Below are 22,409 nucleotides of genomic sequence, written 5' to 3'. Positions count from 1 at the left end.
GGCGGCCGGAGCCGCCACGGCGGTACGTGCCGAGGCGCGCGGATCAGCGGCGGCGTCCCCTGCTGCGGCGTCCCAGCAGGAAGACGGTCACGGCGGCGCCGACCGCGAGCAGCGGTGTGCGGTGGGCGCGTGCGGCCGTCGCGGCCCGTCCGGCCCGGTCCAGCAGCGGATCGGGCGTCCTGGCCGCCGTGTACCGCCCCGCCCGGGTGGCACTGCGGCGTGCCCGCGCCGCGGCCCGGGCCGCCTTCTCCCGGACGGGTTCGGGCGTACGGTCCGTCACCAACTGCCCGGCCCGCCGGGCCCGGAGACGGATCCGGTCCGAGACCGGGGCGCTGTTCTCCGCGGCCCGGGCCGTACCGTCGGCATCGGCGTCGGCGTCGGCGTCGGTGCGGGAGTCGGTGTGCGCGGCGGTACCGGTGTCGGCCGACAGTGCCCCGACGGTCCGGCCGAGCTCGTCGCGCGTGCGCTCGATCTGCTCGCGCAGTTGGAGGGGGCTGGGGTTCCCGGGGTGGGGGCCGGGGGTGCCGAGGGTGGTTCGGGCGTCGTCGTTCATCGGTGCCTGCTCCTTGATCTCGTGGGGCTCGTCGATCTCGGCCAGGTCGGCCTGGACGCTGTCGAGGGTGTGCTCGGGGCCGTGGGCGCCGATGTCGGCGACCCGCTCCGTCCCTGACGGCGCGACTACCCCGCAACCGTCCCGGCACCCCTCCGACGGCCGGTTGCCCTGCGCCGGCCGCTCCGGCAGGGGCGCGAGGGGACGCGCGGCGCCTTCCGCGCTGCCGTACGGGCCGCGGGCGACCCGTCGCGTTAGGTTGGCCCCATGACCACAGAACCTGAGCTGGGTGCGGCCGGTTCGGCCGATTCGGACGACGTCCGCGAGGCACGGCTGGCCATCGACGCCTTCTTCGCGGGCCCCTCGGCCGACCGTGGAGAGGGCCCGGCCGGGGCGGATCTGGAGCGCTGGCGTGCGACCGGCCGCATCGACGACCGGCTGGCGGCGCAGGTCGCGGGGGCGGCCTGGGACGCCGTGCAGGACGCGACCCCGCCGGCGCCCGACCCGAGCACGGACCCGGGTCCGGACCCGACCGCGGAGACCGGCCCGTCCGCGGAACTCGCCGCACGCCACCGCCGGGCGGTCGCGGTCGCGCGCGGGCTGGCGCAGCTCGGCTACCACCTCGACGAGACGCTGCGGCCGGGGCCGGACATGGCTGCCGGGTAGGGCGCTTCGGGCTGCCGGGCGGCCCGCGCCGGGGGCCCGGGGTGCCCGGGGCCCGGCAGCAGCGGCTTCCCGCTCATCCCCGCTCGCGCGGCCGGGCGACCGCGTCGTGCGGGTACCGCGGCGCCGCCGGTCCGGGCGTCAGCTCCTCGGTGCAGTGCGCGCAGCGCCGGGCCGCCACGGGGACGGGGCTCAGGCAGGCCGGGCAGTCCTTCTTGTCGGCCTGGACGTCCTGGTGGGGCGCGAAGCGCTCGTGCAGCTTGTTGACCGGCAGGACGACGAGGAAATACAGGGCGGCCGCGACCAAGGCGAAGCTGATGACCGCGTCGACGAAGGCACCGTAGGGGAATGGGGTTCCCCCGACCTTGAACGTCCGGGCCGTGAAGTTGCCCCGCACCCCTGCGGCCAGGCCGACCAGCGGGGTGAGGAACGCCTTCACGAACCCGTTGACCACGGCGGTGAAGGCCGCTCCGATCACGATGCCGACCGCGAGGTCGACCACGTTCCCGCGGAGGATGAATCCGCGGAAACCCTTCAGGCCCTTCACCAACATCCCTGCTCCTTCTCACGGCGGCCCCACGGCGGGGCGGGACGCGTGCGCGACGCGCCCCGGGGCTCGCCTTCCCCCCTCGGGACCGGCCACGCCCGGGAGCGCCGCCGACCGCCGACCGCCGTCCGGCGTGCGGGCGGCGGTCGCGCAGGTGCAGGTGCCTACACCTCGACCAGGACCTTCCCCCGGTTCGCGTCGCGGTCCCTGTAGAGGCTGCCGTAGGCATGGGGGATCTCGTCGAAACCCTTGAAGACGGTCTGGTCGTAGCGGACGTCACCGCGCCGGATCAGCGCGCCCAGCTCGCCCCGCATCTGCGCCAGGAGCGGTTCGGTGAACCACTCCTGGGCGAAGATGCCGCGGATCGTGGTGCGCGGGAACATGATGTACGGCAGGAGCCGGGGCCCGGTGTGTTCGCCGTTCACCGTGGTCGCCCACTGCCAGCACACGGCGACCTGGCTGTCCACGTTGAGCAGGGGGAACACCGCGTCGGTGATGGTGCCGCCGAGGTTGTCGAAGTAGCGGTCGATGCCGTCCGGAGCCGCCGCGAGCAGCGCCTGCCGTGCCGTGTCCGCGTCGTCCGCCTGGTCGTAGAGGACCACCGCGTCGAAGCCGAGCTCGCGCAGGTACGCGGCCTTGGCCCGCGAGGCGGTGGTGCCGATCACGCGTCCCGCGCCCGAGAGCCGGGCCAGTTGGCCGACCAGGGTGCCCACCGCGCCGGACGCGCCGCTGATCACGACGGTGTCGCCCGGGCGAACCGTCATGAAGTGCGCGAGGGTGCCCCAGGCCGTCATGCCCGGCGCCCCCAGCACACCGAGGGCGGTGGTGAGCGGCAGCTTCTCGTCGTGGTCGGCCGGGTCGAGACGGCGGTAGGCCGGGAAGACCATCGGGAAGGTGCCGGTCTTCCAGACCTCCTGGGCCCCGGTGTGGACCACGTGGCTGCGCCAGCCGCCGAAGCCCTGGACCAGGTCGCCGACCCGGAAGGCGGCCTGCGGGCCCGCCTCCAGCACCTCCATGATCGAGTCCGCGCCCATGGCCTGGCCGATCGGCGTTTCGAGGGCGAGGCCGTTCTGGTACGGGTCGACCGATACGTACCTGGTGCGCAGCAGCATCTCGTCGGGGCGGAGGTCGATCGTCACGTCCTCCACCGTCTTCTGGTAGATCCGGTTGACGTCCGGCACCCCGCCGAGGTGCTCGCGGACCACCCACTGCTCGATCTTCATACCGGGGTCCTTGTCGTTGCGGTGGTTGTTTCCGTGCCGACCGATTCCGTGCCGACCGATTCCGTGGTCGCCGGTTCGGCGGCGGCGGCCGGGCGGGTCGCTCGGTCCCGTACGGCCCGGCGCGTCGGGCGTTCGACGGGCAGGACGCGGTGCGTGGGCGGCGGCGCGGTGTCGTCGATGCCGGCGGTGAACTCCCGCCCGTCGTCGCGGCAGATGAACTGGACGACGTGCCGGCCGGCGGCGGCGGCCCGGATCAGGCCGCCGATGGTGGCCCAGACACCCGAGAGGTAGAAGCCGGACAGCCCGGGCAGTACCGGACCGTTCTTGTTGATCTCCTGCTCGATGGTCTCGCTGCCCTCCACGAACGGGTTCCAGCCCGGGAAGGTGCCGTCGTGGACTCCGGTGTAGCGGACCTGTGTCAGCGGTGTCGACACGTCCGCGACCGCGACGGCCGACGTGAACCCGGGGAAGCGCGCGTCGAGGAAGGACTCGATGCCGGTGCGCACCCGGCGCTTGGCCGCCGTGTACTCGCGGCCGTGCCGGACGGGCAGCGTGTGCAGTTCCTCGCCCCGCCGGATCCGGGAGGCCCGCTCGGGGCCTTCGCGCAGCGCCCGCCAGGGCTCGATGTCCGAGAAGTACGTGGCGAAGACGACGGTGGACGCCTCGGGCGCCTGCTCCGGGTAGTGCCGGGTGCGGAACTGCACGTTCATGCTGGGGCAGCGCAGGCCGGTGAGGCCGTGCGCCTCCTGCTCCGTCAGCAGGTAGGTGGTGCAGGGGTCGCCTTCAGGGAAGGGTTTGCGCAGGCCGAGGAAGAGGCTGACGTAGCCGGGTGACAGCTGGCCCGGCTCGTCGATCAGCGACGTGTACAGCCTGCGGTAGGTGTCGTTGAGGTAGCGGCCCCCGAGCAGTTCCATCACCGTGGTGTACCCGTCGGCCGCGGAGACGACGATGTCGGCGCGGAACTCGCGGCCGTCGCTGAGCCGGACGCCCACGGCCCGGTCGTCCTCGACGATGATCTCCTCGGCCTTGGCGTTGTAGGTGATCTCGCCGCCGAGCCGCCGGTAGCGCTGCTCGATCGACCGCGCCAGCCCGAGCGAGCCGCCCTCGGGCACCCCCGCCGCGTGGTTGGCGTGCGCGGCGAGCTGGAAGTAGAACGGCAGGACGGGGAAGGCCGGGTGCTTCTCGTAGAGGATGAAGTTGAACGTCTCGCGCAGCAGGGGGTCGCGGAAGCGGGTCGAGTAGTCCGTCATCAGCACGGTGAGGGACTTGCGGACGGTGTTGAAGTACGGGAGGAACGAGGCGAGCATCCGCCACCGCTCGACGCGGCCCATCAGTCCGACGGGCTTGAGGAACGGATAGACGGCAAGGGCCTTGCGGAAGGTGCGGATGCCGTCGCAGAACTCCCTGATCGGCCGGGCGTCGGCCCGGGAGATGCCCAGCAGGTGGGCTTCCAGGCGGTCCGGGTCCGAGTAGAACCGCACCGCCCGGCCGTCCCGCCCGCGGACGATGTTGAAGGTGTCGAAGTGCCGCATCTCCTTGCCCTGGAGGGCGCCCAGCTCCAGCCAGATCTGGTACATCTCGTTGCCGGGGCCGTTGCCGAGCAGCCAGCTGATGCACCAGTCGAAGGTGAAGTCGCTGCGTTCCCAGCCGGTGCAGGAGCCTCCCGGGATCTCGTGCATCTCGAAGATCCGGGTGCGGTAGCCGTTCATCCGGGCGTAGCAGCCGGTGGACAGGCCGCCGAGGCCACCCCCGATGATGATCATCGATTCCCGTTGCCGACCGGGCTCGGTCACCCGCGCCATTTCCGTCGCCTCCTCGTCCTTCTCGTCCTTCGCGTCCTTCTGGGTGGTCGGGCCGGTCACCAGGCGACCGGGAGGGCCTGGAGCCCGTTGACCATGGCGTCCTTCCTCCAGCACAGTTCGTCCTCGGGGACCGCCAGCCGCAGGCCGGGCATCCGGCGCAGTACGGTCTCGATCGCCACCTGGAGTTCCAGCCGGGCCAGGTGCGCGCCGATGCAGTAGTGCACCCCGTGTCCGAAGCCGATGTGCGGGTTCGCCGGCCGGTCCAGGACCAGGCGCTCGGGGTCGTCGAAGACCTCGGGGTCCCGGTTGGCGGCGGCGGTGGCGATCATCACTGCGTCGCCGGCGCGGATCGTCACCCCGCCCAGTTCCACGTCGGCGGTGGCGTAGCGCGGCAGGCTGAATCCGGTGAGGAGCGGTACGTGGCGCATCAGCTCCTCGACGGCCTTGGGCACCAGCTCGGGGTGGTCGCGCAGCCGCTCCCACGCGCCGGGGGTGACGAGCAGTTGGTGGAAGAAGTTGCCGATCTGGTTGGTGGTGCTGACGAAGCCGGCGATCAGCAGGTCGCAGGCGATCGACAGCAGCTCTTCCTCGTCGATCACGTGCTGCTCGCGGCAGGCCCGGACCAGGACGGTGAGCAGGTCGTCCCCCGGCTCGCGTCCGCGCAGGTCGAGGATGCCCGCCATGTACGCCATGAAGGCCCGGCCGTCGACCGCGAGGACCTCGCCGGGGGTGACGGCGGACAGGACCGTCTGGGCCCAGTGCCAGAGCATCCGGTGGTCCTCGGCGGGCAGCCCGAGGAGTTCGCAGATGATGGTGGTGGGCAGCGGGACGGCGAAGTCCTCGACCAGGTCGGCGGGTCGGCCGGCGGCGAGCATCGCGTCGACGAGGGTGTCGGCCAGCTCACCGGCCCGGTCGCGCAGCCGCTCGACGCGGCGGGCGCTGAACTCCTTGGCCACCAGCGAGCGCAGCCGGGTGTGCTCGGGCGGTTCGGTGGAGAAGAGGCCCGCTCCGGTGCGGGCCACCGCGCGCATGCGGGGCTGGTCCTGGCCCATCGCCTCGGCGAGGCTGAAGCGCGGGTCGGCCAGGACGGTGCGCACGTCCTCGTAGCGGGTGGCCAGCCAGGCGGCGTCGCCGTACGGGAGCCGGACCTTGGCCGGGGGGCGTTTGCGCAGGTCCGCGTAGTCGGGGTGGAGTTCGAGTCCGGAGGGCTCGAAGGGGTAGGCCAGCGTCTCGTGCTGCCCGGCCATGGGGGCCTCTTCTCGTCGGGGTCTGGGGGTGTGTGCCGAGGGGGCGTCCCGGTTCCGGTGGGGGCGACCGGGGCGCCCGGTGTCAGGTGGTGCGGCCGGCGGCTCCGGTGAGGATGTCCCGGGTCAGTCCGGCGTTGCGGTCGATGTACCGGGGGTCGAGCATGTCGGCGTGGGCGCCGAACCCGGTGAAGACGGCGGTGCCGGTGGTCGAGGTGCCGTACCAGGCGCCCTGCCGGCCGGCGGCGTAGAGGGCGGTCTTCTCGTCGTCGGAGACCACGCTGACGCGGGCGGTGAGTACGCCGAGGTTGGGTGTCCTGCTGCAGAACCGCAGGTAGTCCCGGGCCTGTTCGCTGGTCTCCCGGGCGACGATGGCGGAACCGGTGTGCCGCTCCAGGTGCTGGGACAGTTCCCGGTCGAAGGCGCGGAGGTGTTCGTCCGCGAGCTCGAAGGGCTCGGCGATGCGGTGCGAGTCGATGATCACGACGTCCGGTACGGTGCGGCCCCGCGCTTCGAGCTCTCCGGCGACCTCGAAGGCGAGGTTGCCACCGAGGGAATAGCCGAGGAGGGCGCAGGGGCCGTCGGGCTGGACGGCCTCGACGAGGTCGGCGTAGCGGCTCACCTTGTCGTCCCCGGCCAGGTAGTTGAAGGCGACCAGTCGGTAGTCGGGCAGGTGGGCGGCGAACTGCCGGTAGACCAGTCCGTGTCCGCCGGCGGGCGGGAAGCAGAAGAGGGTCTGCCGCTGCTCCCGGTTGAACCAGAGGTAGGGTTCGGCGCCCTCGGTGCGGCCGGTGACGATGTGCTCCACGGTCCTCGCCATCCCGTGCAGGGTGGTGACCTTGAAGAGCTGGCTGACCGTGATGCCGATGTTGAACTCGCGCTGCAGGCCGTGGATGAGCTCGATCAGTTTGATGGAGCTGCCGCCGCACTCGAAGAAGTCGTGCCGCAGGCCGACCTCCTCGATGCCGAGCAGGTCGCGCCAGTGCTCCGCCATCCGGAGCTCGTAGAGGGTGACGGGCGGTTCGGCGTCCTCGGCTCCGGCGTCCGAGGCGGGTTCGGGCAGCGCGTCCAGGTCCACCTTGCCGTTGGCGGTGAGCGGGAGCGCCGCCAGTTCGGTGAAGTGGGTGGGGATCATGAAGGTGGGCAGGTGGCCGGCCAGGTCGCGGCGCAGGGCCCGTCGGTCCAGGGTCCGGCCGGGGGCGGGCACGCAGTAGGCGCAGAGCACCTCTTCGCCGCCGCGGTCGGGCCGGACGGTGACCACCGCCTGGTCGAGCTCGGGCCACTGGGCGAGCCGGGCCTCGATCTCGCCGGGCTCGACGCGGTGGCCGCGGACCTTGACCTGGGCGTCGGCGCGGCCCAGCAGGTGCATCCGGCCCTCGGTGTCCCAGTGGGCGAGGTCGCCGGTCCGGTAGACGCGGACGGGCTCGGAGCAGTCGGCGCCGCCGAGCGGCAGGGTGGCGAAACGGGCGTCGGCCGCCGGTTCGTCACCGAGGTAGCCGAGGGCGACCCCGGCGCCGCCGATCCACAGCTCCCCCGCGACGCCGGGGGGTACGGGGCGGCCCTGTGCGTCCAGCAGGTAGAGGGCGGTGTGGGGGAAGGGGCGGCCGATGGGGACGGTACGGCTCGGTTCGAGGTGCCCGGTCGGGCCCTCGAAGTAGGCGCTGTCGATGGTGGCCTCGGTCAGGCCGTAGGAGTTGACCAGCCGGGTGCCGGGGCCGGTGAGCGCCCGCAGCCTCCGGTACTCCTCGACCTTCCAGACGTCGGAGCCGACCACCAGCAGCCGCATGAAGTCCAGCCGCAGGCCGCCGTCCTCGCAGTGCCGGATCAGGGGGCGGACCACGGCGGGGACGAACTCGCCGGTGTCCACCCGCTCGGCGCGCATGACCTCGTACAGCCGGGCGGTGTCGAACAGGAGGTCACGGTCGACGAGGACCAGGGTGCCGCCCGAGCAGAGGGCGCGCACGAGGTCGCCGGTGAACACGTCGAAGGCGGCGCCGGCCATCTGCAGGTGGACCCGGACGTCGGTGTCCAGCCGGTACGCGGCGCACCACGCGTGGTAGGCCGAGGCGAGGTTGCGGTGGCTGACGCGGACGCCCTTGGGCCGGCCGGTGGAGCCGGAGGTGTAGATGACGTAGGCGGGCGCGCCCGGGTCCACCGGGAGGTCGGCGGACGGGCCTCCTCCGGCGCGCGCGTCGGCCGGCCCGGTCAGGTCGGCGAGCGCGAGGACCGGGAGCGGCAGGTCGCCCGGGCGCCCGGCGTCGCCGATCAGCAGCGTGCAGCCCGCGTGCCCGGTCATGTACGCGAGCCGGTCGGCCGGGCCTGAGGGGTCGAGCGGCAGGTAGGCGGCGCCGGTGCGCAGCACGGCCAGCAGGGCGACGATCAGCTCGGGTGACTTGTCCAGGCAGACGGCGACGACCGTGCCCGGTCCGGCGCCCCTCGCCCGGAGTGCGGCGGCGGCCCGCCCGGAGCGCTCGTCGAGCTCGCGGTAGGTCAGGTGCGCGGTCGGGCCGCCCCCGGCCGGCGCGGCCACCGCGATGGCGTCCGGGCGGGTCGCGGCGGCCTTCAGGATCAGCTCGTGTACGGGCGGCTCCTCGTGGTCCACCCGGTGTCCGGCGCCGCTCCACCGGCGCAGGAGCAGGTCCCGTTCGCCGCTGCCGAGCAGTTCGAGCCCGGTGGCCGGGTGGTCCGCGCCCGCACGGGTCAGTGCGTCGAGCAGGTTGACGAAGTGGCCCGACATGCGGGCCATCGTCTCGGGGAGGAAGAGGTCGGTGTTGTACTTGAAGACGCAGTGGAAGCGGCGCTCGGACTCGTCCTCGTAGGCGGACAGGGTCAGGTCGAACTGTCCCTCCTCCTCCGGTAGTTCGATGTAGTCGAGGTGGTAGCCGTACTGCTCGGTCGAGACCTTGTGGTGGAGCAGGATGAACATCGCCTGGAAGACGGCGGAGCGGCTCGGGTCGTGCCGGAGCCCGAGCTCCTCCACCAGCAGCACGAACGGGTACTCCTGGTTGTCCAGGCCGCCGAGCACCGTCGTACGGACCTGGTCCAGCAGGGCGGCGACCGTGGGGTCGCCGGCCAGTGAGACGTGCAGGGGCAGCGGGTTCACGAAGTACCCGTAGACGGAGGCGAACTCCTCGTCGGTGCGGCCCGTCACCGGACTGCCGATGACGACGTCCTCTTGGCCCGAGTAGGCGTGCAGCAGCAGGGAGTAGGCGGTGAGCAGGACCACGAAGACGGTCACGTTGTGCTCGTGGGCCAGTGCGCGCACCCGGGCGCTGAGCTCCTCGTCCAGGGCGAAGAACTCGGAGGCGCCGTTGTGGGTCTGCACGGCGGGGCGCGGTTTGTCGGTGGGCAGGGCGAGGACGGGCACGTCCGCGGGCAGGTGGGAGCGCCAGTAGTCCAGCATCCGCGGTGCCTCGCGGCCGGCCAGGAAGGCGTTCTGCCGGTTGAGGAAGTCGAGGTAGCGGGCGGCGACCGGGGGCAGGGAGGGGGCCCGGCCCTGCCGCAGTCCCTCGTAGACGGCGAGGAGTTCCTCGATGAAGGTGAAGGTGGAGATCGCGTCGGAGATGATGTGGTGGACGGCCTTCATGATCACCCAGCGGTCCGGCCCGCGCCGGAACAGCCGCAGCCGCACGAGCGGATCGTGCGCGAGGTCGTAGGGACTGCGGTATTCGCGGACGATCATCTCGTGGATCTCGTCCCACTCCAGGTGGCGGACGTCGAAGACCTCGAAGTCCGGGTCGGCCGCGGCCGCGATGTGCTGGACGGGCCGGCCGTCTTCGAGCACGAAGTTGGCCCGCAGGCTGGAGTGGCGCTCGACCATCGCCCGGAACGCGGCGGCCATCAGCTCCGGTTCCAGCTCGGCCCGGACCTCGACCGCGCCGCCGATGTTGTAGGCGAAGCCGTCCGGATTGAGCTGCTTGAGGAACCAGAGCGCCTTCTGGTTCTGGGTGAGGGGGAACCGCGTCTCGTCCCGGTACTGCTCGACGGCGGTCCCGGCCGGGTCCTCGCCGTCGTCCGCGAGCGACGCGGCCAGGCCGTCGTGGAGCTGGGCGACCAGTTCGCCGACCGGCGCGTCCCCGAGCAGCGCCACCACCGACACGGTGGCCCCGAGCTCGGTGGTGAGGCGGGCCCGCAGTTCCATCGCGAGCAGCGAGTCCAGGCCGAGTGCGTTCAGCCCGGTCCCGGGCTCGATCTGTTCGGCGGGCACCCGCAGCACGGCGGCGGCCAGGGCGGTGAACCGTTCGGCGAGCAGGGTGCGGCGCTCCGCCTCGCCGGCGGTCCGCAACCGCTCCAGCAGGCTGTTCCGCGGCCGGTCGGGGGCGGCCTCGCCCCGGGCCGCGGCCAGGTGCGCGACGAGCGGCGGCAGCGCCGGGTACCAGGACAGGAAGGCCGGCCAGTCGACGACGGTGGCGACGAGGAGCTGCGCGCGGTCCTGGCCGAGTACGCGCTCCAGTACGGCCATGCCCGTCTCCGGCGCGAGCGAGCTCATGCCGCGGCTGGTGCGGTAGTGGTCGATCAGACCGAGTTCCTCGATCATGCCGGTGGCCCAGGGCCCCCAGTCCAGGCTGAGCGCGGGCAGGCCGTGGGCCCGCCGGTGGTGCGCGAGGGCGTCGAGGAAGGCGTTGCCGGCGGCGTAGTTCGTCTGTCCCGCGGTGGTGAGCAGGGAGGCGATGGAGGCGAACAGCACGAAGTGGTCGAGGGGTTCGCCCGAGAGCTGCCGGTGCAGGGCGAGGGCGCCGAGGGCCTTGGGGTCGTGGACGGTGTCGAACAGCTCGCGGGTCAGGTCGCCGGCCAGCGTGTCGCGGACCTGTCCGGCCAGGTGGAAGACGCCTCGGATCGGCGGCCGGCCGAGTGCGTGCCACTGCTCCAGCCAGGCGCCGAGGGCGGTCTCGTCGGTGATGTCCAGGGCCACCGGGACCGCGTGGGCGCCGAGCGCCTCCAGCTCGCGCAGGAAGGCGACGCCGCGCCCGGCGGGGCTCTGCGGGTCGAGGTCGCGCCACTGGTCGCGCGGGGGCAGCGGGCTACGGCCGATCAGGACGAGCCGGCGGGCGCCGCGGCGGACCAGGGTGCGGCAGAGCAGCCGGCCGAGCGCGCCGAAGGCGCCGGTGACCAGGTAGCTGCCGTCCGGGCGCAGGTTGGGCGGCAGGGGTCCGGTCAGGCCCTCGGCCGGGCGGAGCCGGCTGGTCAGGCGGCGGCCGTCGCGCAGGGCGATCTCGTCGGCGTCGGGCAGGGCGAAGGCGCGCAGCAGGGCCTCGGCCTCCTCGGCGGGGTCCGCGGCCGGTCCGAGGTCGACGAGTTTGCCGGGGTGGTCCGGCAGTTCCTGGTGGCGCAGGACCCGGCCGATGCCCCAGGCCGGGGCGCCGAGGGGTTCGACCGGGTCGCCGGGCGCGGCGGCCTGGGCGGTGCGGGTGACGATGTGGAGGTGGCTGCCGGGCAGTGCGGCGGGCAGCACCGAGGCGAGGGCGATCAGGCTGTACGCGCCGGCGCCGGTGTGCGCGGCCACGGCCGTGCGGTCGGCGTGCGCGAGGGCCGGCCGGTCGAGGTTCCACAGGTGGGCGACGGCGGCCGGGGCGGGGGCGCCGTCCGCCCGGACGGCCGCCAGTACGCGGCCGATGTCCTCGGCGCGGTCCGGCCGGACGGTGAACGCGGCGCCGTCGGGCGTGCGCCCGTACGCCGCGCCGGGGCGCACCGTGCGGCAGCTGCCGCCGCGGGCCGTGACGCGGGCCGCGAGTGCGTCGGCGACGCCGTGGGCGTCGGCGAACAGCAGCCAGTGGTCGGGGTGGTCCCGGACCGCGTCCGGGGCCTCCTCCCCCGGTACCTCGGTCCAGGAGAGTTCGGCGAGCCAGCCGTCGATGGTGGCGAGGCCGGCGGCGCCGGCGGCCTTCTCCACGTCGGCGGCGCGGAAGCCGGTGACGGAGCCGAGCGGAGCGCCGTCCTCGGCGTAGACGGCGAGGTCGCCGACGAGTCCGTCGGCGCTGTCGCCGGTGACGGTGGCGTGGACCCAGACCGGGCGTGCTCCGATCGCGTCGAGCCGCACCTCGTCGATGGCGACCGGCAGTCTGACGCCGGCGCCGGACGGGGTGTCGGGGGCGAGGAGCAGGGGGGTCAGCAGGGTCTGGAAGAAGGCGTCCATCAGCGCCGGGTGGACGTGGTGGCCGTCGTGTCCTTCGATGGCCGGGGTGGGACGGATCCTGGCCAGGGCCTCGCCGGGTCCGATCCAGACCTCGTCGATGCCCCGGAACGCGGGGCCGTAGTGGTAGCCGAGGCCGGCCAGTGCCCGGTAGCACTCGGCGCCCGCCAGCCGGCGGTCGGCGCGTCCGCGCACCGCGTCGGCGTCCAGGCCGTGGCCGGGGCGTCCGCGCTGCGCGGGCCGGACGGACCCGGAGGCGTGCACGGTCCGTTCCCGGCCGTCGCCGGTGAGGGTGGAGACCGTGAAGTCGCCGGTCTGCGCCGACAGCGTGAGCTGGACGGTGCGGCCGTCGCCGTCGGGGAGGAAGAGCGCCTTGCGCAGGTGGATGTCGGTCAGTACGGCGTCCGTGCCACCGGTCACGGCGCGGACGGCCTGGGCGGCCATCTCCAGGTATCCGGCGGCCGGGAAGAGCACGCTGCCCTCGATCCGGTGGTCCTCCAGGTAGGGCAGCGCCTCGGCGTCGAGCCGGGCCTCCCAGGCCGGTTCGGCGCCGGCCAGCCGCCGTCCGAGGAGGGGGTGGTCGACCTCGCCGAGGCGGACCTGGGCGACGGCCCGGGGTTCCGCCCAGTGTCGGTCCCGCTTGAAGGGGTAGCGGGGCAGCGGGACCGGACGTCCGGCCGGTTGCAGCACGGACCAGTCCACCTCGACGCCGATGCCGTACAGCGCGGCCAGCGAGGCGGTGAAGCGGGCGCCCTCGTCCTCCTCGCGCCGGATCGAGGGCAGGACCCGTACGCCGGCGCCGTCCGCGCCGCCGGGGGCCGCCGCGAGGCTCTCCTCGATCGCGCGGCCCAGCACGGGATGCGGTCCGATCTCCAGGAAGACGCGGTGGCCGTCGTCGGCGAGGCGCTCCACGGCCTGGCGGAACCGGACGCGGTCGCGGACGTTGTGCCACCAGTAGTCCGCGTCCAGCTCGGGACCGGTCGCGGTGCCTTCCCGGGCGGTCAGGTAGACCGGCACCTGGGCGGGGCGCGCCTTGATGTCCGCCAGGGAGGCGAGCAGCTCGTCCTTGATGGGGTCCATCCCGGCGCTGTGGTAGGGCACTTCGACGGCCAGCGGCCGGGCGAAGACCTGCTCGGCCGTGAGTGCGGCGGCCAGTTCGGCGAGGGCGCCCTCGTCGCCGGCGAGGGTGAGCGAGGCGGGGCCGTTGACCGCGGCGACGGAGACGGCGTCGCCGTACGGGCGCAGGCGCCGGTGGGCTTCGCCCTCGGAGAGGGCGACGGCGAGCATGCCGCCGGTCCCGGCGAGGGTGTGCTGGAGCCGGCTGCGGTGGACGACGATCCTGACGGCGTCGGCCAGGTCGTAGACGCCGGCCGTGTGGAAGGCCGCGACCTCGCCGGTGCTGTGGCCGACCACGGCGTCCGGGTGGACCCCGCGGCTGCGCCAGAGCGCGGCGAGCCCCGTCTGGAGGGCGAAGTTGGCGGGCTGGGCGAGCCAGGTCTCGGCCATCCGCGAGCGCCGCTCGTCTGCGGCGAGCTCGTCGAGCAGTGACCATCCGGCGAGCTCCGTGACGTGGGCGGCGCAGGCTTCGACGGCTTCGCGGTAGACCGGTTCGGTCGCGAACAGCCGGCGGCCCATGGCCCACCACTGCGGGCCCATGCCGGTGAACACCCAGGCCAGTCGGCGGTGGCGGGCCGCGCGGCGCCTGCCGGTGGACACCCGGGGGTGGGGGTCTGCGTTCAGGTAGGCGCCGAGCGCCTCGTCCAGGGAGGCACGGGAGTCGTACGTCACGGCGAGGCGGTGGTCGTGGTGGTCCCTGCGGTGCGCCAGGGTGTGGCCGAGGTCGGCCAGGGACACGGGGGCCCCGTCCGGGACGCCGGCCAGTTCGCCGCGGATGCCGGCGGCGAGGCCGGGCAGCGAGGCCGCGTCGCGGGCGGTGAGGGGGAGCACGGTGTGGCCGGCGGGCTCGGGCGGGGCAGGTGCGGGCTCGCGGTCGGGGGCGGCCTCCAGCACGACGTGGGCGTTGGTGCCGCCGAAGCCGAAGGAGTTGACCCCGGCCCGGGCGGGCCCTTGGTGGTCGGGCCACGGCACGGCCGTCGCCGGGATCTCGAACGGCAGGCCGTCCGGGTCGATCGCGGGGTTGAGCCGCTCCAGGTGGAGGTGGGGCGGGATCAGCCGGTGCTTGAGCGCGAGCGCGGTCTTGACCAGCCCGGCGATGCCGGACGCGGATTCGGTGTGCCCGATGTTGGTCTTGACGGAGCCGACGTAGCACCGCGCTCCGGGCTGCCGGCCGATCGCGAGCGCGCGGGCCAGGGCGCCGGCCTCGATCGGGTCGCCGACCGGCGTGGAGGTGCCGTGCGCCTCCACGTACTGGAGGTCGCCCGGGCGGATCCCGGCCTGGGCGCAGACCTGCTCGATCAGCTCGACCTGGGCGTCCGGGTTGGGGACGGTGATGCCGTTGGTGCGGCCGTCCTGGTTGACGCCGGAGCCGGTGATGACGGCGTGTACGGGGTCGCCGTCGCGCAGCGCGTCGGAGAGCCGCTTGAGGGTGACCACGCCGACGCCCTCGGCCCGGACGTAGCCGTCGGCCGAGGCGTCGAAGGTGCGGGACCGGCCGTGCGGGGAGAGGAATCCGCCCTTGGTCTCCGCGATGGTGTACTGCGGCGCCAGGTGCAGGAGGGTGCCGCCGGCCAGGGCCAGCGAGGTCTCGCCCCGCAGCAGGCTCTGGCAGGCGAGGTGGACGGCGACCAGCGAGGAGCTGCACGCGGTGTCGATGGACAGGCTCGGGCCGCGCAGGTCGAGGCAGTGCGAGATGCGGTTCGACACCATGGTCATCATCGTGCCGGTGGCGGTGTGCGCGGCGATGGACTCGAAGGACAGGTCGGCGAACTGGAGGATCTTGTAGTCGAGGGTGAAGGCGCCGATGTAGACGCCCACCCGGCGGCCCGCCAGGTCGGCGGGCCGCTGTCCGCCGTCCTCCAGCGCCTCCCACGCCACCTCCAGCAGTTTGCGCTGCTGGGGGTCCATGTGGTCGGCCTCGCGGCCGCTGATCCCGAAGAACGCCGGGTCGAACTCGTCGAAGCCGTCGATGTATCCGCCGCGGCCGCCGACCAGCCGTCCCGGGCGGGCCGGGTCGGCACTGCCGAGGGTGGCGACGTCGTAGCGGTCGGCGGGGGTCGCGGTGATGCAGTCCTTGCCCTCCACCAGGTTCCGCCAGAAGGCCCGGTGGTCGTTGGCGCCGCCCGGCAGCCGGCAGCCGATCCCGATGATGGCGATCTTCTCCGGTTGGCCGTCGGGTCCGGCGGGGACGGCGGGGGAGGCGGAGGTCGCGGGGCGTGGATCCGTCATGGTGGTGTCCTTGTGTCGCTGCTGTCGCGCGCCCTGTGCGCGGGACAGGGTCGCGTGGGCATCGGGAAGGTGCCGCGCACCGTCCCGGACGGGCCGGGAGCGTTTCCGGCGAGCGGGGGGCGGGAGGTGCGCGGAGGGGTGCGGTGGTGGCGGAACGCCGGTCAGGCCCGTCGGCCGCCGGTCCGTGCGGGGCGGTACCAGGCCTGGAGGTGGCTGGCGAACAGCGCGTCCGTACGGGGGAAGTCGGACGGCCGCGCCAGGCCCACCTCGGCGGGGCGGCGTCCCGGGTACCAGGTGAAGCTCCCGAAGGCGTGGTCCCAGACCGAGAGGTCGGACCCGTAGTGGCCGGCCTCGGCCAGGTCCGTGCTGTGGTGCAGCCGGTGCTGTTCCGGGCTGGCGAGCACGTGGTTCAGGACGCCGATGCGGACGTCGATGTTGGCGTGCACGAAGTACCCCTGCGCGATCACGAAGAGGCCCACCACGAACACCGACTCGACGGAGAAGCCGGCCAGCGCGAGCGCCAGTTGCACGACGGCCTGGGTCAGGACGACGTCCGCGATGTGGTTGACGCCGTTGTTGCCCACGCTCACCTTGTCCGGCACGTGGTGCACGCCGTGGAGCCGCCAGAGCCGCCGGTCGGTGTGGCACCAGCGGTGGACCAGGTAGTTGGCGAGCGAGCCGAGCAGCACGGCCGCCGGGATCTCGACCCCCAGCGGCAGGGCCGGGTGGAGGGGCGCCAGCCATCGCACGACGGCCTGCACCGGCAGTTGCGCGAGCGATCCGCCCAGCATCGTCAGCACGAAGTAGGCGCCGTACCAGCCCCATTCGGCACGGCTCGGCCGCCACGTCGTCTCGTACGGGATCAGCCGTTCCAGCAGCGCCAGATAGCCGATGGACCCCAACAGGAAGAGCTGCGTGGTGCGGCCGGTGTCCCACTGCCGGGACAGGGCGCAGTACGTCGTGGACACGAAGGCGGACAGCAGGACCGGATAGGCGGCATGCCGCAACACGCGTCGCGATCTCGCAGCCACGGCCGCCCCTTCTCCTCCACGATCCGCCGTCTCACGCACACCGCATGCGCCCGCGCGGGCACCCGCACGCCCGGATGCGCGTACGGGCTGCCGCGGGGCGGGGGGGCCGACGGCTAATCGGTGGAGCGTACGCATCACGACCTCTCCGGGAAGCCGCGGTTCGGTTCCCGCGTCCAGACATTTCACGCCGCGCTGCGCTCCGGATCACCCGAATCCCGCTGAAACGTTCCTGAATTGGCCGACGGAACCACAATGGCGGAGCGCACGGGGGGCGCATTCGGACGGTTCCGGCCCGACCGGGCGGGGTACTCACGGGGGACGGCGCGCGGGGGCCGCCGTCACGGGGCAGGGGGACGCATGGCGGGGCGCGTGGCGGGGTTCGCCGTATCGGGAGCGGTGCTGGCGGGCGTCCCCGTAGGGACGTACCTGGCGGCGTGGGCCGCGTGGGAGGGTCGCCTCGGGCCGTGGACGGCGCCGCTGTTCCTCTCGGTGGTCCTGCTCCACTGGGTGGCCGTCTGGTGGGCGGCCCGGCACGACGGCGCCGCCGTCGCCGTGGTCGTGCTGGTCCTGAACCTGTCGTGGATGCTGCTGGTCCACCTCAGGATCGACCTGCGCGAGGAAAGGGCCGTGCACGAGCGCGGTGTGACCGAGCGGGCCGTGGTGACGCAGTGGATCCGCACCTCGGACCCGTTCGCCGGGGTGCGGGACGCGGTGACGGCGATCGAGCTGGCGCTGCCCGCCGGTGGCGCCGCGCGGCTCGAACTCGACGGGGCCGGGGCACCGCCGGTCGGCGCGGCCGTGCAGGTGACCCGCGATCCGGACGGCAGGGTCCCGATCCGCCTCGGCGGCCCTCCCGCGGCTCCCGGCGGCGGGCCGGCGACGATCGCGCTCGTCCTGGTGCTCGGCAGCAGCCTGTTCCTGTCCGCCCGCGCCGCGGCCGCCGTGCACGACGCGCTGAGCTGAGCTCCGCCCGCGCCCGTGCGCGGGTCAGGTCCGGCCGTCGGTGCGCAGGGCCAGCAGCACGATGTCGTCGCGGGCGCCGCCGCCCGCGACCTGGGCGGCGAGGCGCCGGAGCAGGTCGGCCAGGGGCAGGCCGCTGTGGGCCGCCAGAGCGGCGGCCGTGTCGTCGATGGCGGTGTCGAGGTCGCGACCGCGCTGCTCGATCAGGCCGTCGGTGTACAGGAGCAGGGTGCTGCCCGGTTCCAGGACGAGCTCGTGGTCCGTGCGCGGGTGGGCGCCGAGGGCCTCGTGGAACAGGGTGCCGTGGGCGTCGAGGCGTCGGGTGCGCCCGTCGGGCCGCAGCAGCAGGGGCGGCGGATGCCCTGCGTTGGTCCAGGTCAGCCGCCACCCCCGGTCGGCGCCGAGGGGATGGAGATGGGCGTGGACCAGGGTGCCGCTGGCGTTCAGCGGCAGGTGCTGCAACGCGCGCTCCAGGTCGTTCATGGTGGCCGCCGGTCCCCGGCCGGGGCGGGAGAGGGCCGCCTGGCGCATCATGCTGCGGATCTGGCCCATGACGGTGGCGGCGTGCATGTCGTGGCCCGTGACGTCGCCGACCGTGACGGCCAGGGGGCGTCGGGCGTCGGTGCGGGGGCCGGCGTCGAGGGGCCCGTCGGAGTCGGTGTCCGGGCCCTCGGCCGGGTCCGGCAGGGTGACGGCGTCGTACCAGTCGCCGCCGACCATGTCGTGCGCGACGGCCGGCAGGTAGAGCGCGGCCAGTTCCAACCCGGGCACCTCGGGCACGGCGGTGAGCATGGCGCGCTGGAGCTGGTGGGCCACGTGGATGCGCTCCTCCAGGAACACCGCGCGTTCGACGGCCTGGGCGGTGTAGCCGGCCACGGCGGTCAGGACGGCGCGCTCCCGGAGGTCGGCCTCGTGCGGCTGGGGCCAGCCCAGGACGATGACCCCGAGCAGCCGCCGCGCTCCGTGCAGGGGCAGGCAGACCGCCGAGGCGAGGCCCAGGGAGTCGAAGGCGGCGACCGCCTCGGGCGCGTAGTGGGCGACGAGGTGGTCGCGGTCGGGGACGGTCACGGTGCGGCGTTCGCGCAGTGCGCGGGCGGTGGGGAAGCCGTCGTGCTCGCTGTAGCGCTCGTGGTGCAGTTCCATCGCGAGGACGGCGTCGGGGTCCGCGATCCGCTGCAGGGCGCCGTCCTGGAGCAGGATCAGCCCCACGTAGGAGGGCTTGAGCGGGCCCGAGACCAGGTCCCGTACCCGGCGGCGGACATCGCTCAGGGTCGTCGCGCCGGTCAGCTCCTCGGCCGCCCGCAGCAGCAGTTCCGTACCGGCCAGTGCCTGCTCGGCGGTGTCGCGGGCGGCCTGGGCCTCTCTGCGGGCCTGCTCGCGGTGGCCGGAGGCGATGCGCAGTTGGAGGTCGGACGAACAGGCCGCCGCCAGGTCGGTGAGGTCGCGCAGTTCGCGCTCGGTCCAGTGCCGCACGCTGGTGTCGATCGCGCACAGCGAGCCCAGGACGTTGCCCTCGGCGTCGGTCAGGGGCATGCCCGCGTACGCCACCACGCCCAGGTCGGGGATGGCGAGGCTGCTGCAGGTCAGTTCTTCGGACCGGGCGTCCGCCAGAACCAGGGGCCGGCCGGAGGCCGTCACGTACTGGCACAGCGAGTGCGAGAGCGGAGTCTGCCGGGCGCCGGCCCACGGCGGGGCCAGCCCCACCATCCCGGGGAAGACCTGCCGGTCCGCCTCGACCAGCGACACCAGCGCCACCGGTACGTCGAGCAGCCGCGCGACCATCCCCGCGAACCGCTCCATCCCCACATCCGGCGCCGCGGACAGCCCCGTCAGGGCCAGCGCCCGGAGCCTCGCGCCCTCCCGATCGGCCGGAAAGGCCACCGCGTCCGCCCCCATGACCCTCCACGCTCTCCTCGACGCCCGCCCCGCTCTCGGCGGATCGCGCGGCGGGTGTCATCGGTGCGGCACCGCAGGCACCGCACCAGTTTCGATTTTTCCCGACCGGTCACCAGATGTAGCGGAAGATATCAGCTCATTTCAATAGATTGAGGTCGTACCTGCATCTGTCCGCCCCGCACTCCCCCGTGAAAGGGAACCCCATGACGTCGATGCGTGTCGCCCAGGTCGGCTCCCCGGGCCAGAAGTTCGAGATCGTCCGGCGTGAGCTGCAGGAGCCCGGCCCCGGCCACGTCCGGATCACCGTAGAGGCCGCGGGCATCTGCCACAGCGATGCCGGTTTCGTCCAGGCGGCCTTCCCCGGTGTGCGGTTCCCGCTGGTCACCGGGCACGAGGTGGCCGGCCGCATCGACGCCCTCGGCGAAGGGGTGTCGGACTGGAAGGTCGGCGACCGCGTCGAGGTCGGATGGTTCGGCGGCAACTGCGGCCACTGCGTGCCGTGCCGCGAGGGCGACTTCATCGACTGCACCCGCCTCCGGGTGCCCGGCTGGGCCTATCAGGGCGGCTTCGCGGACTCGATGGTCGCCCCGGTCAGCGCGCTCGCCCGCATTCCGGACGAGCTGAGCGCCGCCGAGGCCGCGCCGCTGGGCTGCGCCGGCGTGACCACGTTCAACGCCCTGCGCCACAGCGCCGCCCGCCCCGGTGACCGGGTGGCCGTCCTGGGCCTCGGCGGCCTCGGCCACCTGGGCGTCCAGTACGCGCAGCAGCTCGGCTTCGAGACCATCGCCATCGCCCGCGGCACGGACAAGGAGCCGCTGGCGCGGGAACTGGGCGCGCACCACTACGTCGACAGCACCGCGGGCAAGGTGGCCGACGCGCTGAAGCGGCTCGGCGGGGCGAAGGTGGTCCTCGCCACCGCCGCGAACTCCGACGCCATGACCGCCACCATCGACGGCCTCACCCACCGGGGACAGCTCATCGTCCTCGGCGCCGTCCCGCAGCCCCTCAAGATCAGCCCCATCCAGCTGATCATGGGCAGCCGTTCGATCGTCGGCCATCCCTCGGGCACGGCGCAGGACGTGCAGGACACCCTGGCCTTCAGCGCGCTCAAGGGGATCCGCCCCATGATCGAGACCGTGCCCCTCGACGAGGTCAACGACGCCTACGAGCGCATGCTCAGCGGTGCGGCCCGCTTCCGCATGGTCCTGACCACCGGCAACTGACCCCGGTCCCGGGCCGCCGCTCACCGTCCGGCGCCGGACACGGCCCCGCGCCGCGTCCGGCCCGGCCGTGGTGCCCGCGCCGTCCCGCCGTCCGCCCCGTTCACCCGGCCCGCCGCGCGTCGTCGCCCTCGTCCGCGTGCCCCGCGTGCTCGGGCAGGGTGGTGGCGAGGGTGAAGGTGATGCGGGCGCCGCGGGTGTGGGCCGGGTCGATCCCGATGGTGCCGCCGTGGAACTCGACGATCTTCTTGCACATGGCCAGGCCGATTCCGCTGCCGTCGTAGGCGTCCTTGGTGTGCAGGCGCTGGAAGATCACGAAGACCTTCTCCGCGTACTCGGGGGCGATGCCGATGCCGTTGTCGGTGACGGCGAACCGCCACAGCTCCCCCTCCTGCTCGGCCGACACGTGGATCCTCGGCGTTTCACCGGCCCTGCGGAACTTCACGGCGTTGCCGATCAGGTTCTGCCAGAGCATCCCCATCTGCGTGGGGTCCGCGACCAGGCTCGGCAGGTCGTCGTGGGTGACGACCGCCCCGGACTCCTCGATGCCGACGCTCAGCGCCGACAGGGTCCGCTTCAGGACCGCCCCGAGGTCGACGCTCTGGTGGGTGTGGTGGACGCGGCCCACCCGGGAGAAGTCGAGGAGGTCGTTGATGAGGATCTGCATGCGGTTCGCGCCGTCCACCGCGAAGTCGATGTACTGGTCGGCCTTCGCGTCGAGCTGTCCGCCGTAGCGGCGCTGCAGCAGCTGGGTGAAGCTGGACACCTTCCGCAGCGGCTCCTGGAGGTCGTGGGAGGCCACGTACGCGAACTGCTCCAGTTCGGCGTTGGACCGCTTGAGGTCCGCGGCCTGCGCGTCGAGGCGCAGCCGCGCCTCCTCGGTGAAGGCCAGTTCCCGGACGAGGCGGCGGCGCATGGAGTCGATCTCGGCGCTCAGCCGGCGCAGGTCCGCGGGGCCGGTCTGGGCGATGGGGTGTTCGAAGTCTCCGCCGGTGACCGCACGGGCGTCCTCCCCGAGCCGGTCCAGCGGGGTGGTGATGCCGCGGCGCAGTCCCTCGAAGACCAGGGTGGCGAGCGCGACGATGACCAGGGCGATCGCGGAGAAGACCCAGTTGCGCAGGGTCATGGTGCCCAGCAGGTCGTCCCGCGCCTCTTCCCGGGCCGTCTGGAGTTCCTCCTGCTGGGCGGCCATGGCCGCCCGCACGGCGTCGAAGGCGGCCTTGCCCTCCACGGCGCGTTCGGTGGCCAGCGGGGTCGGCGCTCCGGCCGGCGAAGCGGCGATCGGCCGGGCGAAGCGCTCGTGCCACCGCTCCACCGCGTCCTCGACGGCCTTCAGGCCCTTCCTCTCGGTCGCGTCGCCGCGCAGCAGTTCCGCGAGCCGGGCGGTGGACGCCTTCTGTTCGGTCAGGCCCTGGTGGTAGGGGGCGAGGAACGCCGCGGTGCCGGTGAGCCCGTAGCCGCGGATTCCGGTCTCCTGGTTGAGCAGGGCCGACTCCAGGCGGATCGAGCTGTTCAGCGCGGGCGACTTCACGTCCACCAGCTCCTGGCTGATCGACGCCGTCCGTCCCAGGACCCACGCCCCCGTCACGCCGAGCAGGGCCAGGACCGCCAGGGACGCGGCCACGCCCGCGCGGAGCCACCGCCGGGTCGTCCAGGTGGACAGACCCCGTGCGGGCGGCAGCCCCTCTTCGCCGGTCATTTCGTACGCCCCTCTGCTGTCGCGGCCGCTCACCCGGATGCGGGTGCGGCCTGCATACTGTAGAGCGGTTCGGGACAACCACTGTTGTCGAGGTCCCGC

At 73.6% G+C, this 22,409-nt stretch carries 12 protein-coding genes; 3 read left to right on the top strand and 9 right to left on the bottom strand.

Annotated elements, in window-relative coordinates; genetic code table 11:
* Positions 1–43: 43 nt before the first annotated feature.
* The gene (locus CP968_RS32840) at positions 44–553 is read right to left on the bottom strand and encodes a DUF3618 domain-containing protein (RefSeq protein WP_150521434.1); all 510 of its coding nucleotides are present in this window, start codon (positions 551–553) and stop codon (positions 44–46) included.
* Positions 554–817: 264 nt separating this feature from the next.
* Here CP968_RS32840 and CP968_RS32835 point away from each other — a divergent pair, with 264 nt between their 5' ends.
* Entirely contained in the window at positions 818–1,216 is a 399-nt protein-coding gene (locus CP968_RS32835; RefSeq protein WP_150521433.1) for a hypothetical protein, read from the top strand.
* Between the two features lie 73 nt (positions 1,217–1,289).
* Here the strand turns inward: CP968_RS32835 and mscL are convergent, their stop codons facing one another.
* The 6 genes from mscL to CP968_RS32805 form a co-directional block, all read right to left on the bottom strand.
* The gene (mscL, locus tag CP968_RS32830; RefSeq protein ID WP_150521432.1) at positions 1,290–1,766 is read right to left on the bottom strand and encodes a large conductance mechanosensitive channel protein MscL; all 477 of its coding nucleotides are present in this window, start codon (positions 1,764–1,766) and stop codon (positions 1,290–1,292) included.
* A gap of 158 nt (positions 1,767–1,924) precedes the next feature.
* A complete protein-coding gene (locus CP968_RS32825; RefSeq protein WP_150521431.1) occupies positions 1,925–2,983 on the bottom strand; it encodes an MDR family NADP-dependent oxidoreductase in 1,059 nt (352 codons plus the stop codon).
* The gene (locus CP968_RS32820; protein ID WP_150522279.1) at positions 2,980–4,746 is read right to left on the bottom strand and encodes a phytoene desaturase family protein; all 1,767 of its coding nucleotides are present in this window, start codon (positions 4,744–4,746) and stop codon (positions 2,980–2,982) included. The genes CP968_RS32825 and CP968_RS32820 overlap by 4 nt, the downstream gene beginning before the upstream one ends.
* 95 nt (positions 4,747–4,841) lie before the next feature.
* Entirely contained in the window at positions 4,842–6,032 is a 1,191-nt protein-coding gene (locus CP968_RS32815; RefSeq protein WP_150521430.1) for a cytochrome P450, read from the bottom strand.
* A gap of 82 nt (positions 6,033–6,114) precedes the next feature.
* Positions 6,115–15,504: a non-ribosomal peptide synthetase/type I polyketide synthase gene (locus CP968_RS32810; protein ID WP_150521429.1), complete on the bottom strand. Its 9,390-nt coding sequence runs from the start codon at positions 15,502–15,504 to the stop codon at positions 6,115–6,117.
* Positions 15,505–15,665: 161 nt separating this feature from the next.
* Complete coding sequence (locus CP968_RS32805) at positions 15,666–16,535, bottom strand: sterol desaturase family protein (RefSeq protein WP_229886462.1); 870 nt, start codon at positions 16,533–16,535, stop codon at positions 15,666–15,668.
* Between the two features lie 357 nt (positions 16,536–16,892).
* Between CP968_RS32805 and CP968_RS32800 the strand changes: the two genes are divergently transcribed.
* Positions 16,893–17,498, top strand: coding sequence for a hypothetical protein (locus CP968_RS32800; RefSeq protein ID WP_150521427.1), 606 nt, complete (start codon positions 16,893–16,895; stop codon positions 17,496–17,498).
* 24 nt (positions 17,499–17,522) lie between these two features.
* Here CP968_RS32800 and CP968_RS32795 read toward each other — a convergent pair whose 3' ends face one another.
* Positions 17,523–19,391, bottom strand: a complete 1,869-nt coding sequence (locus CP968_RS32795; protein WP_150521426.1) for a GAF domain-containing SpoIIE family protein phosphatase — start codon at positions 19,389–19,391, stop codon at positions 17,523–17,525.
* 203 nt (positions 19,392–19,594) lie between these two features.
* Here CP968_RS32795 and CP968_RS32790 point away from each other — a divergent pair, with 203 nt between their 5' ends.
* Entirely contained in the window at positions 19,595–20,614 is a 1,020-nt protein-coding gene (locus CP968_RS32790; protein WP_150521425.1) for an alcohol dehydrogenase, read from the top strand.
* 100 nt (positions 20,615–20,714) lie between these two features.
* Here the strand turns inward: CP968_RS32790 and CP968_RS32785 are convergent, their stop codons facing one another.
* Complete coding sequence (locus tag CP968_RS32785) at positions 20,715–22,310, bottom strand: sensor histidine kinase (RefSeq protein ID WP_150521424.1); 1,596 nt, start codon at positions 22,308–22,310, stop codon at positions 20,715–20,717.
* Positions 22,311–22,409 lie beyond the last annotated feature (99 nt).

Source organism: Streptomyces subrutilus, assembly GCF_008704535.1.
Taxonomy (GTDB): domain Bacteria; phylum Actinomycetota; class Actinomycetes; order Streptomycetales; family Streptomycetaceae; genus Streptomyces; species Streptomyces subrutilus.
The sequence above is the reverse complement of the archived record's forward strand: the minus strand, read 5'-3'. Positions and strand labels throughout refer to the sequence as shown.